A 14193-nucleotide genomic window follows, 5' to 3' on the forward strand; every position below is an offset into this window, starting at 1 on the left:
GGGAATGCGATCTACTTCTGAATTTGGTGATCCTGTAAACAATCAATACAATTGAGTGAATGAAGCAAACACGGCATAGCTAGATGATAGAAGATCTGCTTCCCACGCTTTTCCATACCGACAATGCCCCTAGTACGAAGTATGGATAGATGCTTGGAAACCGTTGAAAAATCAACATCAAGTGCCTCTACAAATTCACATACACATTTTTCGCCATCAGCAAGTTGTTCAACTATCCATAGACGCGTTGGATGTCCCAAGGCCTTGAAAATATCGGCTTTAGTTTTGGTTAGTTGTTCCACAAATTCTCTTCCACAACACAGAACACATTGTGTGCCATAGTGAATCGATAAACTCACTTTTTAGCAAGGGAGTTATGAAATAAAACACGTCATTGCCAATAAAAAACCAGGGGACAGGGGCAATCCAAGCACCATAAGACGAACTGGCGCTAGCCCTGGCACGCCAAAAGGGGATGGTCGGAGATGAGCAAAAGGAACTTAACTTCCTGACTACCGGAAGAGCTGGAACAGTCCATAGCCCCAAAGCTTGAGTCGCTGACGATTGAAAATCTGCTGCGCAACGCCATTCGCTACTGCCATGCCCAGGTAAATAACTGCGCCGAGGCCAAGGGGTCATGGGTAGAAATAAGCCTTACTAACAACGGCCATATTCAGACCAGCAATCGTATCCAAGGTGGATCGAGGTCGTCATCCATTTACCACACGCCTGAGACCTTCAGGCTCATCTTCAAGCCGGGGTTGGCGGCTTAGCCAGGCGGCAAACTGTTGTTTGGAGGGACTGCGCTTATCTGAGTGCCCCATCAGATGGATCAGCGCATAACTGAACTGGTAATAGAGCTGCGGGTCGTCGTGGGCCTTGCAGGCATCGTCGGTATTGATCATGGCGCCACGCAGATAACTCATCACCAGCTCGACCCGATCGAATCCTGGCACCTCTCCCACAGCGGAAATAGTCTTGGCATTCCACTGCATATATTCATCGAAACGTCTTTCACAGCCATGCCGATAAAACTCGGTCGCCAATAGCAACAGGGCTTGATTTGGCATTATCCGCTCAATGACAAATTTATTTGTCGACAATACTTCATAGAGCCGCTGACAATGATGAAATATAAACCTTTCCAGAGGGTCTTTATATTGTATTTCATCCTGTTTGGCCTGCTTGAGCCAATACTCATATTCACTGCAAGCCACTGCCACCATGAGATCGGCTTCTGTAGTGAAATGATTATATACAGTGCCTTTGGATATTTGACTGGCTTCAACAAGATGAGAACGACATAAACCGAAAGTCTTCTGTCCTCTTAAACAACGTTGCGCCACTTCAACCAAAAAGTTTCCTCGTCGTTCCCATTTTCCCATTGGCCACTCCTGAGCAAAGCTTAAATACAAACTCTCCCAACTTCACAATAAAATAGTAACAAGCTTTATGCGACTGCGATATTGAGTAATACTGATACCATTATGAGTCACGCCAATAGCCAATGTTAAAAATAGAATTGCTCGAGAGTTTTATTGCTGTGGCCGAATGCGGCAATTTATCCAAGGCTGCAGAAAAAGTCTGCCGCACCCCGTCAGCATTAAGCTTACAGATCAAAAAGCTGGAAGAAAGTGTCGGCCAACCCTTGTTGCTCCGAGACAATCGAGGCGTAGTGCTGACCGAATCCGGCAATACCCTGCTCAACTACGCCTATAAGATGATGCAACTCAACACCCAAGCCTTGGATGAGCTGAAAGACTGCCAGAATCGCGAAGTGATTCGCCTCGGCGTTCCCACTGATTATATTACCTATTATCTGGACAACTGCCTGCTAGAGTTTGTTCGTGAGTTCACCTGTATTGAGTTGGTCATAGACACAGATGTCAGCGGCAATCTGTATAAGCGGCTGCATCAAGGGGAATTCGACCTGATAGTGGCGACCCATTGGCAGCCTCCGGTGCAGGGAGAGCTCCTGTTCGAACGGCGTTTTCATTGGGTTGCCGCCAAGAACGGCAGTGCCCATAAACGGGAAACGATTCCCATGGCACTTTACCCGGAAAACTGCCCCATCAGAGCTCAGGTGTTTGCCAACCACCAACTGTCAATGCGACCCATCAATGTGCTGCTTTCCACCCCCTCTCCCCAAGCCTTGTGCATGGCGGTTGAAAATGATTTAAGCATAGCTCCGATTGCCGAATTCAGGATCAACGACAAGATGCAGATCCTCGATCCCATAGAGCATGATCTCCCTCCCTTGCCCGTGTTCAATGAATCTCTCTATCTCAATCCGGAGAGCCAGACTGAAGCCTGCAATCAACTCATCGCCCTGTTGAAGGCCAATCTCAAAAACAGAAACACGACCGTAGAATAAGATGAAAGCCGGCTAATGCCGGCTTTCATCTTGATTAACTACCACTTGAGCTTACTCAGATCGCACTGAATGGTTTCGCCCTTTTTGGCCGGCGTACCCGGCTGCTTCGCTGATTCACACAAGAGTGTTGTACCATAGTCATTGCGTTTGTCGTGGGCATTGCTTCTGGCCCAAACCGAGACTATCGCTCTCTCTTCCGGCTTGGCTTCGCAGCTACCATCAACATCGAAGGCATGGATGGTGTTCTGGTGAAAATACAACAGGGGATCGCGTTCGCTGCTGCCGGAAAGCCACATGGCATCGACATTGGGTTGCCCGGCATCGAAGCGGACCCGGCGCATCTTGTCATTCTCTTTTACAGTTTCCAACAAAGGTGAATCTGCTTTGATTGCCAGGCTCTTGAACTGATTGGTGCAAGCCGGCAGCCTCATGTTGTAGTACATTTCAGAAATGGCATGGTTGTGAAACGGGTAAAGAGTATCGACCGACTGTACTGTCATACCTACTTCGGCGCCGACTTTCTCACCATTGATGCTGTCAATTCTCAGTAGTCCCCAGTGACCGAAGATCTCTGCATAAGCATAACCGCCACGAACATTATTGTAGTTCTTGTCATTGCGCTTGCTTTCTTCGGCATACATGGGGAACCAACCGGCAGCGGCCCACAGGTTGGGCAAGGCGTTGGCGCTGATGTCATAGGGGAAAGCCGATGGCATCTTCACCTCATCACCTGTGACCATTTTATAGAAGTTATCAGTAAAGATTTTTCCCTGCTTTTGCACCTGTTTATTGGTGACTTTCTGCTTGAAGAATTCATTAAAGCTCATGCGTTTCGCCCACTGAGCCACGGGGGATTTTTGCTCCAGTTCCCCACCTGGGCTGTAGATCCAATTGACATCACGGCGAGCCCCGAAACAAGTTTTGGCACTTTGGGGATTGTGCAATACCTGATAGATATTTTTCACCATCAGCTGCATATCGCGGCGATCCATTACGCAGAACTTTTGCCCGCCGGCACTGGTGTCGTAAATAGCCTCATCCGAGTTCAGGCAATGAGCTTGCTCGCCATTGGTAAGCGCCTGGGCAAAGCCATTTAAATAACGCAAGGTTTCATCCCAGAGAATATCGACATACTTTTGATCTTGTTTGGAATACTCTGGCGTTTCACCCAAACAAACAAAACTTGCATTTTCAATATCAGCCGGGGCCAAAAAATCCGGTAATTTTTCCGCCATCGCTGTATTGGAAATCAGCAATGAAATTAATATTAGTTTCTTATTCATCACCTGGAACCTCAATTATATTTCGAGTAAATATCAGGCAAAGCATATACTTGGAATCCATTCCAAAAATGTTGTCTGAACACAGGCAACAAAAAAGATAACAGAATGAAAAAGAGTTGTGAGCCAGCAAACAAAAAAGGCCCACTTGTGATCAAGTGAGCCTATCATAGAATTAAAACAGCCATTGCAGGGACTGTTTTAATCAAAGATATTTACGGGTCACGCTGCCGGTGGAGGAAACTTGAGGCAGCATATAACCCCTTTCATTATTCCTTATGTTTATCGTATTTAAAGGTATGGCAATTACTGCACAGAGGTTTTTTAGGCTGGTGTTCACCATGACACTCAACACAAGGCAGATCTTTACCATAATGCAAGTTGTCATGAGGATTTTGCCATCTTTCCTCACCACTGCGGGCTGTCTTTTTTGCCAGCTCATCGACATCGTGGCACTTAAGGCAGGCACCATCTGAAGGGTACTGCTTAAGCCCTTGGTCGTGACATACCTTGCAATCCTTGCCTATCACTGCCTTATGATAATCGCGCTGCTGAACGGCATGAACCGATACCGAAGTTAGCCCTGCCAACAGCAGTGCCCATACTAAGTTTGCTTTCTTCATTATTGAGTCCTCTCTCACCGTTCAATTCAGGCTTGCATCATGCTGCGGGCCGCAGTCATACCCATCACCATACATTCGGGGATAGAGCAGCTTCCCAGGCGGCTAACGCCGTGGATGCCGCCACACACTTCCCCTGCGGCATAAAGTCCGGCAACCGGCTTACCTGTGAGGCTATCTTTGACTTCAGCCTTGGTGTTCACCTGGACTCCGCCCTGGCAGTAATGCACCTTGGGCCACAGACGCACCACAGTGAAAGGCGCTTCAATATACTTATCTTTTGCCTTGGTCATGTTCTTGCCAAACTGCTTGTCTTCACCGCTCTTGACGTAGCGGTTGTACTCTTCGATTTGTGCCTTAAGCGGTTTCAAAGGCACCTCAAAGTGTTTGGCCAGAGCCTCCAGTGAGTCAAACTTCCAACCCACATTGTATTTGAGCACCTTGGCGGTATTGGGGTGCTGTTTGGAGTCCTTGTAGCTGGTGATCAAGATAGGTGGCAGCGGTTCTCCCTTCTCGTCGCGACAGGCCAACTCGGCATCGGCTCGGGTCTTGCGGTCGGCAATTTCATTCATAAAGCGCTTACCTGTCATGCGGTTAATCGCTATTGAATGAGGGAAGTTGAAGATGGAATAGTTGGAGACATAACCAAAACCGCCCTCATCGGGGGAGGCCCAGGGCCCGGACTGAATATGTGCCAGATGCACAGGCACAGCGCCGAGACGGAACATCTCCAACATACCTTCACCTGTGGCGCCGGGAGTATTGGTACAACCCACTTCATGGGTCAGAGTCGGATCCTGCGCCATTCGCAGGCCGATATTCTGGGCAAAGCCACCGGTTGCCATCAAGACACCGCGCTTGGACTTGATATACACCAACTTGCCAGAGTCCTCTTCGCCGAAGTAATAACCCTGACGCATCTTCACCCCTTCGATGCGACCATCCTTGCCGAGGACAAAGCCCTCAAACTTGGAGCGGTTATGGGTCTTGACTCCTATCCGCTGGCACTCTTTATACAAAGGCTGGGTAATACCTGCACCGCAACTGACCGCGGTTTGATAAGTACGGGCAACCGAGTGCCCCCCCAATTGTTGCAGGTAAGGATGGTATTCGGCGCCGGCATCCAGGGTCATCTGCAAGGCTTCCACCGCGTGTGAAGCCACATGACGCAGCAGTTCCTCATCGGCGATACCCCTGCCCGATTTCAACTGATCGGCAACCATCTGTTCTACTGAGTCCTTGACACCTTCCTGTTGCTGCATAGGTGTACCCGGCGCGGCGAACAAGCCACCGTTAATAGCAGAGTTACCACCGAAATAAGGCATTTTTTCAAAGATATGCACATCTTTGGCGCCTTTGCGGGTCGCTTCAATGGCCGCTGCCAAACCGGCAAACCCTGAACCGATAATCAGCACTTCAACTTCTTTATCCCAACTCACATCCGTGGCTTTTTCCGATACAGCCAACACGGGAGCAGCCACGGCAACTCCGGCAGCGGCGCCAACGCCCTTAATAAAGTTACGGCGTCCCAGCAGATCTACTTTGCTCATCTGTCATCACCTTTTTCGTTTTAATCGACACTGGCATCTTAGGGGTGGAATCAATTCCAAAACGGGAGTTAAGCGTCAGTTGCTTTTTAAACAAAAGGGCAACATTTAAAAATGACATCTGGCTTGGGTTTTAACTGTAAAGCCGGACAAGTGACATTCTTTGGAACGGTTTCCAAACTTCGCCACAGCCCACAAGACAGGCATGAAATCAGGGGGGAAGTGAGAGCGACTGATAAACCGCTACGACTTTGCCTCTTTCTCAAGCTCAAAAGCTAATCGAAGGCAAAGGTTAACCAAGCACCGACTCAATAAGAGGGAATATCAACGGAAAAGCTGGGTTGGAGCCGTATTGCTGGGGCCTAACTGTATTCAGGACAAGTCACAACAAACTGTTGGGGGCCCAGAGGCCCCTTTAGGCGAGGATCAGCCGACTTTAATCAGAGTGCGGCCGCTGATTTCACCTTTAACGATTTGCGCTGCGGCCTCGGGGACCTGCTCCAGAGTGATTTCATGGCAAGCCTCTTGATAGTAACTCTCAGGCAGCAAAGCCACTATCTGCTCCCAGGCAGCACGGCGCTTGGCGGCCGGGCACTGCACCGAGTCGATTCCCAGTAGGCTGACGCCACGAAGAATAAAGGGCATTACCGTGGTTGGCAGGGCAAAGCCACCCGCCAGGCCGCAAATCGCGGCAACCCCAGCATAATTCAGCTGTGATAATGCGCTGGCCAGCACCTTGTTCCCTACGGTATCCACTACGGCGGCCCAGCGCTGCTTATCCAGTGGTTTGGCATCCTGCTCAAGCTCGCTGCGCTCAATTAAATCGCTGGCGCCAAGCTGCTTGAGCCAGGCCGCATTCTGCTCCAGGCGCCCTGTGCTGGCGACAACCTTAAAGCCGAGTTTAGCCAGCAGCGTCACGGCCACCGAGCCGACACCACCACTGGCGCCGGTTACCAGCACCTCGCCATCTTCCGGTTTGATCCCAGCTTGCTGCAACGCTTGTACACACAGCATGGCCGTAAGGCCGGCGGTGCCTATCATCATCGACTTGGCGGCTGTGCAACCCAGTGGCATAGGCACCAGCCAGTCACCCTTGACTCTGGCACTCTCGGCCATACCGCCCCAATGGTTTTCACCAACGCCCCAGCCGGTGAGGATCACTTCATCGCCTGGCTGATAGTCAGGATGGGCCGACTCACGCACCACACCGGCAAAGTCAATACCCGGTACCATGGGGAATTGACGAATAATCTTGCCAAGCCCGGTCACCGCAAGGCCGTCTTTGTAGTTCAGCGAACTGTAGGCAACATCGACCAGGACATCCCCCTCAGGCAGATCGCTGTCCTCCAATTGGGTTATCTGGGCTTGGGTCCGTTTATCGTTTTGGGTCAATACCAGTGCCTTAAACATGATTACCGCTCCTGCTGTTGAAAATATGGATTCAAGACTAGTGGAAAAACCACCGGCGAGACATCGGATAATTCGCAGAGTGTCGAGGCGTGCAACTCATGGGCTATTTCGCGGCTTGGTTCACACTCAATAATCGAAATCTGTTGCCTCGGCCTCAATCATTGACTGTACCACTGCGAGCTTACTAACAAAATACCAACATCTAAAACTACTTCAGCGCCAACGCCTTAAGCTTACGGTATAGGGTGTTGCGGCTAATCCCCAAACGGCGTGCCGCTTCACTGACGTTACCATTGCAGGCCAGCCAGGTGTCGCGAATTTGCATCTGAATTTGGCAGTGCAGATTGTTGCCCGGCGCGGGCGCCAAGCCGACCATCGCCACTTCTTCAGCTCCCAAGGTCTGCTGCAGACTCTCAGGCAGCGTTTGCCAGTTGAGCTCAGGGAACTCTTCGGCCATCAAACAGGCTACCTGCATCAGGTTATCCAGCTCCCGTAGGTTTCCCGGCCAATGATATTGCAGCAATCGCTGCTCCAGCAAAGGACACAGGCTTTGGGGCCGAACTCGATAGCGCTGGTGCAATTTGTGGATCAGACGCCGCAGGTCGCTTCGCTGGCGCAATGCAGGCAGTGTGACCTGCAAACCATTGAGCCGGTAATAGAGATCGGCGCGAAAGGCCCCCTGCTGCACCAATGCCGGTAAGTCCATATGAGTGGCGGCAATCACCTGAATGTCGACGCTATGTGCCTGATTACTGCCAATGGGCACCACCTCGCGCTCCTGCAACACCCTCAACAAACGGCTCTGGGCCGCCAGGGGCATCTCGCCGATTTCATCCAGAAACAGGGATCCCTGGTGCGCCTGACGTATTTTGCCGACATATCCCTGCCTGGAAGCTCCGGTAAAGGCACCCGCCTGATAACCAAACAGCTCTGATTCCACCAGCTCCGCCGGGATCGCGGCGCAGTTAACCGCCACAAAAGGCTGCTGATGCCTGGAACTTTGCACATGCAGCTGTTTGACAAACTGCTCCTTGCCCACTCCAGTTTCCCCGAGGATCAGCAAAGGGATATTTCGTACCAACACCTTACGCGCCTGCTGCCAGGCTTGATCCAACCTGGGTTCTTTAAAAGCAGCGCTGCTTTCTCTGCTCTGGCTTTCTCGGCTCTGGCTCGCTCGAACCACAGGCTTGGTATGTTGAGGCTGCTCCAACGCCTGGGTTCTGAACACCAATCCCTGCTGCAAGCGGCCGCTGCCCCGGCTCAATACCTGAGGGGACAAGGCCTGGTGAATTTGGCCCAGGTTGATGCCTTTGAGTAGTTGCCTTGCCATAGGGTTGGCGCCCAGCACCCGTCCATCAAGGTCGAGCACCAACACGCCTTGCCAACCTGAATGCAGCAGGGCCTGCTGCGGCGCCAGATCCAATCGAACAGCAGCGCCGGGAAGTCGGCACAATAAAGCCAGCTCCAACTGCTGCGCCAAACTGGACACCAAAATGGCTGTCTTTGGGGTATGGATTTGCTGCTCACTGGTGATATCCAAGGCTCCCAGCAACTCACCGTCCGGGGAGAACAGCGGGCTGGCGGTGCAACTCATAAATCTGTGGCTCTTGATAAAGTGCTGCTCACCGATAACCGAAACACACTGGCGTTCGCTGAGTGCCGCGGCTATGGCATTGGTTCCCTTGTATTGCTCCAGCCAGTTGACCCCGGTATCCAGGGCAATATTGGCCAGCTTTTGTGAGTAGCGGCTCACGCCCCAGTGCTGCAGCACAAAACCTTGAGGATCCGAGAGGATGAGCCGACTCTGGGTTCGCCCCATAAGTTGATTGAACAGTGGCAGAGCACTGTGCTCCACGGCTTGCAGCAGCCGGCCATGGCGCTGGCGCCGCTCATCAAGAGCAGCAGTATTGAGCCTGAGTTCATCGGGTATGGCAGCGGGATTGAGCCCAGCCCCCTGGCAACGTTGCCAGGAAGCCGATAACCAGGATTGGGAATGGGTCTTGAGTGTCATAGCCCTGCTCCATTCTGGTACACCTGTGTGTACCTTTTTGCCACAGTTTGCGCGATAGACAACTCGAGTACCCGGCACCACGCCAAGATACAGCAATCGCAAATTTAGTTTTTCATCATACTGTTAGCACAATAAATGAACAAGCAGGCTAACACTGGCCCGGCCTTTGCGTTTACCTGAGCCAAGGCCGCTGTGGCCGAACAGATAAATACAAGAAAAACCTTTCAACAAGACGAGGAAACTCACCATGATTTATGCCCAACCCGGCACTCAGGGTGCCCTGCTGCAGTTCAAGGACAAGTACGACAATTTTATTGGTGGAAAGTGGCTCGCGCCGGTTGGCGGACAATACTTTGATAACCGTACCCCGGTCACCGGCGAAGTCTTCTGTCAGGCCGCCCGCTCTGATGCCCGGGATATCGAGCTGGCGTTGGATGCGGCCCATGCCGCCAAAGAGAGCTGGGGTAAGACTTCAGTCACCGAACGGGCCAATCTGTTACTGCGCATTGCCGATCGAGTAGAGCAGAGGTTGGAGATGCTGGCAGTGGCCGAAACCTGGGAAAACGGTAAGGCGGTCAGGGAAACCCTCAATGCCGATTTACCCCTGTTGGTGGACCACTTCCGTTACTTTGCCGGCTGTATTCGCGCGCAGGAAGGCAGTGCTGCCGATATTGATGCCACCACGGTCAGCTATCACTTTCCCGAACCTTTGGGCGTGGTTGGGCAGATCATTCCCTGGAACTTTCCACTCTTGATGGCAGCCTGGAAGATAGCCCCGGCACTGGCGGCCGGCAACTGTATCGTACTCAAGCCGGCAGAGCAGACACCGGTTTCCATCATGGTACTGCTGGAGCAGATTCAAGATTTGCTGCCTGCCGGGGTGCTTAATGTCGTCAACGGCTTTGGCGCCGAGGCGGGTCAAGCGTTGGCCACCAGCAAACGCATCGCCAAGTTGGCTTTCACGGGGTCAACCGAAGTGGGTTATCACATACTCAAGTGCGCCGCTGAGTCACTGATCCCCTCGACCGTTGAGCTGGGCGGGAAATCCCCCAACATCTATTTCGCCGATGTCCTGGAACAGGAAGACGACTATCTGGATAAGGCGGTCGAAGGCATGTTGCTGGCCTTTTTCAACCAGGGTGAAGTCTGCACCTGCCCCAGCCGGGTACTGATCCAGGAGTCCATCTACGACAAATTTATCGAGCAGGTCATCGCCAGAGCCCAGAGTATCAAACAGGGAGATCCGCTGGATACCGACACTCAGGTCGGCGCTCAAGCGTCACAGGAGCAGTTTGACAAGATACTCAGCTATCTGGAAATTGGCCGCAATGAAGGCGCCAAGGTACTGCTTGGCGGTCAGGCCAACAGCCTGCCTGGCTCCCAGAGTCAGGGCTATTATGTTACCCCGACAATACTCAGCGGCCATAACCGGATGCGGGTATTTCAGGAGGAGATCTTTGGCCCTGTCGTTGCTGTAACCACCTTCAAAGATGAAGCAGAAGCACTCAGCATTGCCAACGACACTCAGTATGGTTTGGGTGCCGGCGTCTGGACCCGGGATATGAATCGGGCACAGCGTATGGGGCGGGGGATCCAGGCAGGACGAGTCTGGATCAACTGTTACCATGCCTATCCGGCACATGCCGCTTTCGGAGGATACAAGAAGTCAGGTATCGGCCGGGAGACCCACAAAATGATGCTGTCTCACTACCAAAATACCAAAAATCTGCTGGTGAGTTACTCCACCAGTCCCTTGGGTTTCTTCTAAATCAAACACAGTCAAAACAAGCCCGGCTTCTGTCGCAATTCCGTTCACTTTGTGTGAACGGAATTACTTGTCAGGGGCTTTTTTACTTTCTAGCGACTTTGCATTCTCACTGAGAGGGGGACACTCCGTTGCTGAATGGTATAATGCCCGCATCTGCATGCAATAAGGTCAACCCGTGTTCCACATCGCCCTCTATGAACCCGAAATTGCCCCCAATACCGGCAACATTATCCGTCTCTGCGCCAACAACGGCTGCGAGCTACACCTGATAGAGCCTTTGGGCTTTGATCTGGAAGAGAAAAAACTGCGCCGGGCCGGGCTGGATTATGGCGATCTGACCCGGGTAAACCGCTACCCGGATTTCCCGCGTTTTCTCGCGGCCATGGCGGGCAAACGTATTTTGGCTTGCACCACCAAAGGCAGTCGGCCACATTCTGAACTCGAGTATCGGCAAGGTGATGTGCTCTTGTTTGGCCCCGAGACTCGCGGCCTGCCTCAGGAAATATTGCAGAGCATTGCTGCAGAGCACAGACTGAGGATCCCCATGGTACCCTCCAGCCGCAGCCTGAACCTTGCCAATGCAGTGGCTATCATCAGCTATGAAGCTTGGCGTCAACAGGGTTTCAGCGGCGCTATATAAATCAGCGAGGTTGCAGTGAGATGGCTCTGTAGGTTTGATAGCTATCAGAGTCCTCATCCAGATAGTGCAGATTCTGGCGCCAGAGCCAGCCGTCATTGTCGGCTTCGAATAGCAGTTGGATCAGCGCCGGACGTCCACCGGACCGCCCTTCACCCAGCAGGGAAAATCCGCCGCCCTGATGGTAAAGGGTGAAGGATTGAAAGCGTTCTTCGGTCACACCGTCAAAGTACCAGAGCCCCACACTAGGATCTTGGTCTCGAAACCACCAGGTTTCACTCAGGGGGTGGCGCACGCCCTCACTGACGCTGAGTAACAACTGTCGCTTATCTTTACTGCAGATGGCATCCAGGCTGAGCTCCTTCGGGGTTTGCCCCCTTTGGGCGCCATCCCCCTGCCAATGGCCATTGAGCGCTTCACAGAATTGACTAAAGGAGGCCTTGCCGGCCCAGGCGGGTTGCCAGGCCAGAGCCAGGGAAATAATAAACAGGCGTAGAAAGTCAGAAGAGTTCGATATGGTTGTTGTTGTGCTTGAGATGTTCATCTTGATACTGGCTCAAAGCCTCGTGTAATGGCATTCCCTGCAGCACAAGATCAAACATTTTGCGTTCACAGTCCAGCGAGTATGTCGACTTAATCGTACGCTGTAACATTTTCCAGGCATGTTCCGAGGTGCGACTATGCTCATCCCGCAGAACTTCTTCAGTCAGCGCCAGCCCGGTCACTACATGGTTGAGCCTCTGTGACAGACGATCATAGAACTGAAAAGCCACTATGCCTTCATTGACCTTACCGGCCAGATGGCGGCCATGATCGCGGATCTCGGCCGGAGTATCCTCCTGGGTTTCCAACCAGGCATTCACCTCACGCAATTGCTCCGCCATGTCGGTAAACAGACTCCCTAAACCGGTGACATTGTGTTCACCGTCAGTCAGGGTCAACTCTATCTGGGCTATCGACAACAACAAGAGTTTTACCGTTTCCGAGATATGCAGCCATTGGGCCGAATCGAGTACATCCAGAGTCGTGGGCGTTTCGAGCTGCTTGTTATTTGTCATGGGGATCTCTGTGGCTGATTAGCAGGCATAAAGAAGTTTAGGACATAAAACGCCTTTTGCCTCTTTCCTGGCGCGCCGGCAAACGGCTACCCGCTGTCGTGACTATGAGTTAGTGCCCGGGGCGTTAGTACCCGGGGCGTTAGAGCCCAGGAGCTTTTGAACTCCGCCAAATCCCACAGCCGAATAGCGCCTGGAACAGATCAAAGTTTCCCGATAAACAGGTCGATAAATTTCTGTTTTCGTAGCAGATCTATTGCACAGTTTCTGCGACAATCAATGCCAATGCTGTTATTGCCGGAGATCTCATGCACAGACTCAAGAGCCGTATCATCAGAGAGTGGGATTTCAACCACAAAGGCTGGTTACTGGAGGCTGCCCGCTTCCTGGCCCCAGAACTACTGGCGTTAACTCTGTGGGATGAGTCTGAGGGTAAGCCGCTGCTGGCCATTTGGCCTACCGAGGCCGACTCCCCCAGCTTGCTGCTGGATCTCACTCAATTTAAGGGGCATCCCCAGGTCTGCCTCTGGCATCAACAACTCACCTTGGTGGATGAAACCGGGCTCTGGATCTGGCAGTCACCGGCAGAAGATCAGGCGCAGCACTATCCCTTTGCCAATCCGGACGTGCTTTCCATGACTGTGGAACAGCAACACTTCCACTTTCTGCCATTGCAGCTTTGTCCGCTGGATGACAACCAACTGCTACTGCGAATGAGTTCCCCCAATACCCGTAAGGGCCGAGCCATTTCCTGGCTATTTATCAAAGACGATCACTGTCACTTGGTCAACAGATACAAGGAGCCGGACGAACCTGAGCTCACCGCCTTAAAACCAGGCAGCCCACTCTGGCTTGAAGCGATCCAGGTCTGTGACAAACAGATTTTCTGCCTCTGTCAGGGGCAATCGGCACCAGGCACTCAAGATACTATATTGGCAGAATACAAATATGGCCTGCCGGATAGCCTCTTGGGCAAGCTTTCCAAAATGCTCGGCAGTGGTCAGGAAAAAGATCTTCTATTGCAGTCGTCTCGCCGTCTGGCGCCAGGCAGCGCCCGCTTCAGCAATTGTGGGCCACAGTTGTGGTTAAGAACCAAGGGTAACAATCGTTTCGAGTGCCATTCACTGACCGAGGAGCAAAGCGCCTTTGAACTGGCACTAACCCAGGTTCAAAGTCTCGGTGACATCAAACCATCCAAGGCTCAGGTGAGCTTTATGAATAACAAGCTGTTTTTAGTGCACGACAAGCGCAGGTTGAATTTATGTGCAATTCAGGCTCGTAACCCTGTGAGCCCTTTAAATGAAGGTACAGCTTAAGGCAGAAATCCTCTATCCCGGATTAATTAAGCGTTGGCGCATAAAAGGAAGGAAGCAAAGCGTGTAAGTAACTTGGTTATAAAACAAAAAAGGAAGCCGAAGCTTCCTTTTCAAAGTAACCTATCTCGCAATTAAGCGATGATCTTGGCTACAACACCAGCACCAACTGTACGGC

Annotated in this window: 13 protein-coding genes; 4 read left to right on the forward strand and 9 right to left on the reverse strand. The window is 51.9% G+C overall.

From position 1 onward, the window contains the following. Positions 1-11: 11 nt before the first annotated feature. Together RC73_RS11190 and RC73_RS11195 are read right to left on the reverse strand one after the other, a co-directional pair. The gene (locus RC73_RS11190; protein WP_039034715.1) at positions 12-302 is read right to left on the reverse strand and encodes an ArsR/SmtB family transcription factor; all 291 of its coding nucleotides are present in this window, start codon (positions 300-302) and stop codon (positions 12-14) included. Positions 303-710: 408 nt separating this feature from the next. Continuing rightward, positions 711-1385 carry a TetR/AcrR family transcriptional regulator gene (locus tag RC73_RS11195; RefSeq protein ID WP_039034716.1) on the reverse strand — a complete coding sequence of 225 codons (675 nt, stop codon included), beginning with the start codon at positions 1383-1385 and terminating at the stop codon, positions 711-713. 122 nt (positions 1386-1507) lie between these two features. On the opposite strand from RC73_RS11195, the gene RC73_RS11200 reads away from it, so the two are divergent. After that, a complete protein-coding gene (locus tag RC73_RS11200; protein ID WP_025010766.1) occupies positions 1508-2374 on the forward strand; it encodes a LysR family transcriptional regulator in 867 nt (288 codons plus the stop codon). A gap of 38 nt (positions 2375-2412) precedes the next feature. On the opposite strand, the gene RC73_RS11205 is transcribed toward RC73_RS11200, so the two are convergent. From RC73_RS11205 to RC73_RS11225, 5 genes are all read right to left on the reverse strand, one after another. Further along, positions 2413-3657, reverse strand: coding sequence for a hypothetical protein (locus RC73_RS11205; protein WP_039034717.1), 1245 nt, complete (start codon positions 3655-3657; stop codon positions 2413-2415). Between the two features lie 266 nt (positions 3658-3923). Beyond that, positions 3924-4277: a cytochrome c3 family protein gene (locus tag RC73_RS11210; protein ID WP_039034718.1), complete on the reverse strand. Its 354-nt coding sequence runs from the start codon at positions 4275-4277 to the stop codon at positions 3924-3926. 26 nt (positions 4278-4303) lie between these two features. Beyond that, a complete protein-coding gene (locus tag RC73_RS11215; protein WP_039034719.1) occupies positions 4304-5824 on the reverse strand; it encodes a flavocytochrome c in 1521 nt (506 codons plus the stop codon). Positions 5825-6247: 423 nt separating this feature from the next. Continuing rightward, positions 6248-7231, reverse strand: coding sequence for an acrylyl-CoA reductase (NADPH) (gene acuI / locus RC73_RS11220; protein ID WP_039034720.1), 984 nt, complete (start codon positions 7229-7231; stop codon positions 6248-6250). A gap of 208 nt (positions 7232-7439) precedes the next feature. Continuing rightward, a complete protein-coding gene (locus RC73_RS11225; protein WP_039034721.1) occupies positions 7440-9242 on the reverse strand; it encodes a sigma-54-dependent Fis family transcriptional regulator in 1803 nt (600 codons plus the stop codon). A gap of 247 nt (positions 9243-9489) precedes the next feature. Between RC73_RS11225 and exaC the strand changes: the two genes are divergently transcribed. Continuing rightward, a complete protein-coding gene (gene exaC, locus RC73_RS11230; protein ID WP_039034722.1) occupies positions 9490-11010 on the forward strand; it encodes an acetaldehyde dehydrogenase ExaC in 1521 nt (506 codons plus the stop codon). Between the two features lie 175 nt (positions 11011-11185). Further along, positions 11186-11650 carry a tRNA (cytidine(34)-2'-O)-methyltransferase gene (locus tag RC73_RS11235; RefSeq protein ID WP_039034723.1) on the forward strand — a complete coding sequence of 155 codons (465 nt, stop codon included), beginning with the start codon at positions 11186-11188 and terminating at the stop codon, positions 11648-11650. Position 11651: 1 nt separating this feature from the next. Here the strand turns inward: RC73_RS11235 and RC73_RS11240 are convergent, their stop codons facing one another. Further along, positions 11652-12191: a hypothetical protein gene (locus tag RC73_RS11240; RefSeq protein ID WP_052248146.1), complete on the reverse strand. Its 540-nt coding sequence runs from the start codon at positions 12189-12191 to the stop codon at positions 11652-11654. Further along, positions 12148-12705: a hypothetical protein gene (locus RC73_RS11245; protein ID WP_039034724.1), complete on the reverse strand. Its 558-nt coding sequence runs from the start codon at positions 12703-12705 to the stop codon at positions 12148-12150. Before RC73_RS11245 ends, RC73_RS11240 begins: the two co-directional genes overlap by 44 nt. A gap of 305 nt (positions 12706-13010) precedes the next feature. On the opposite strand from RC73_RS11245, the gene RC73_RS11250 reads away from it, so the two are divergent. Then, positions 13011-14018 carry a hypothetical protein gene (locus tag RC73_RS11250; protein ID WP_039034725.1) on the forward strand — a complete coding sequence of 336 codons (1008 nt, stop codon included), beginning with the start codon at positions 13011-13013 and terminating at the stop codon, positions 14016-14018. Positions 14019-14193: the final 175 nt, after the last annotated feature.

This window comes from Shewanella sp. ECSMB14102, from assembly GCF_000813075.1.
GTDB lineage: Bacteria > Pseudomonadota > Gammaproteobacteria > Enterobacterales > Shewanellaceae > Shewanella > Shewanella indica.

Bases quoted from the DNA above. Each gene is read 5' to 3' on its own strand.
- RC73_RS11195 (WP_039034716.1), bottom strand. From the start codon at position 1,385: ATGGGAAAATGGGAACGACGAGGAAACTTTTTGGTTGAAGTGGCGCAA.
- RC73_RS11200 (WP_025010766.1), top strand. From the start codon at position 1,508: ATGTTAAAAATAGAATTGCTCGAGAGTTTTATTGCTGTGGCCGAATGC.
- RC73_RS11205 (WP_039034717.1), bottom strand. From the start codon at position 3,657: ATGAATAAGAAACTAATATTAATTTCATTGCTGATTTCCAATACAGCG.
- RC73_RS11210 (WP_039034718.1), bottom strand. From the start codon at position 4,277: ATGAAGAAAGCAAACTTAGTATGGGCACTGCTGTTGGCAGGGCTAACT.
- RC73_RS11215 (WP_039034719.1), bottom strand. From the start codon at position 5,824: ATGAGCAAAGTAGATCTGCTGGGACGCCGTAACTTTATTAAGGGCGTT.
- acuI (WP_039034720.1), bottom strand. From the start codon at position 7,231: ATGTTTAAGGCACTGGTATTGACCCAAAACGATAAACGGACCCAAGCC.
- RC73_RS11225 (WP_039034721.1), bottom strand. From the start codon at position 9,242: ATGACACTCAAGACCCATTCCCAATCCTGGTTATCGGCTTCCTGGCAA.
- exaC (WP_039034722.1), top strand. From the start codon at position 9,490: ATGATTTATGCCCAACCCGGCACTCAGGGTGCCCTGCTGCAGTTCAAG.
- RC73_RS11240 (WP_052248146.1), bottom strand. From the start codon at position 12,191: ATGAACATCTCAAGCACAACAACAACCATATCGAACTCTTCTGACTTT.
- RC73_RS11245 (WP_039034724.1), bottom strand. From the start codon at position 12,705: ATGACAAATAACAAGCAGCTCGAAACGCCCACGACTCTGGATGTACTC.
- RC73_RS11250 (WP_039034725.1), top strand. From the start codon at position 13,011: ATGCACAGACTCAAGAGCCGTATCATCAGAGAGTGGGATTTCAACCAC.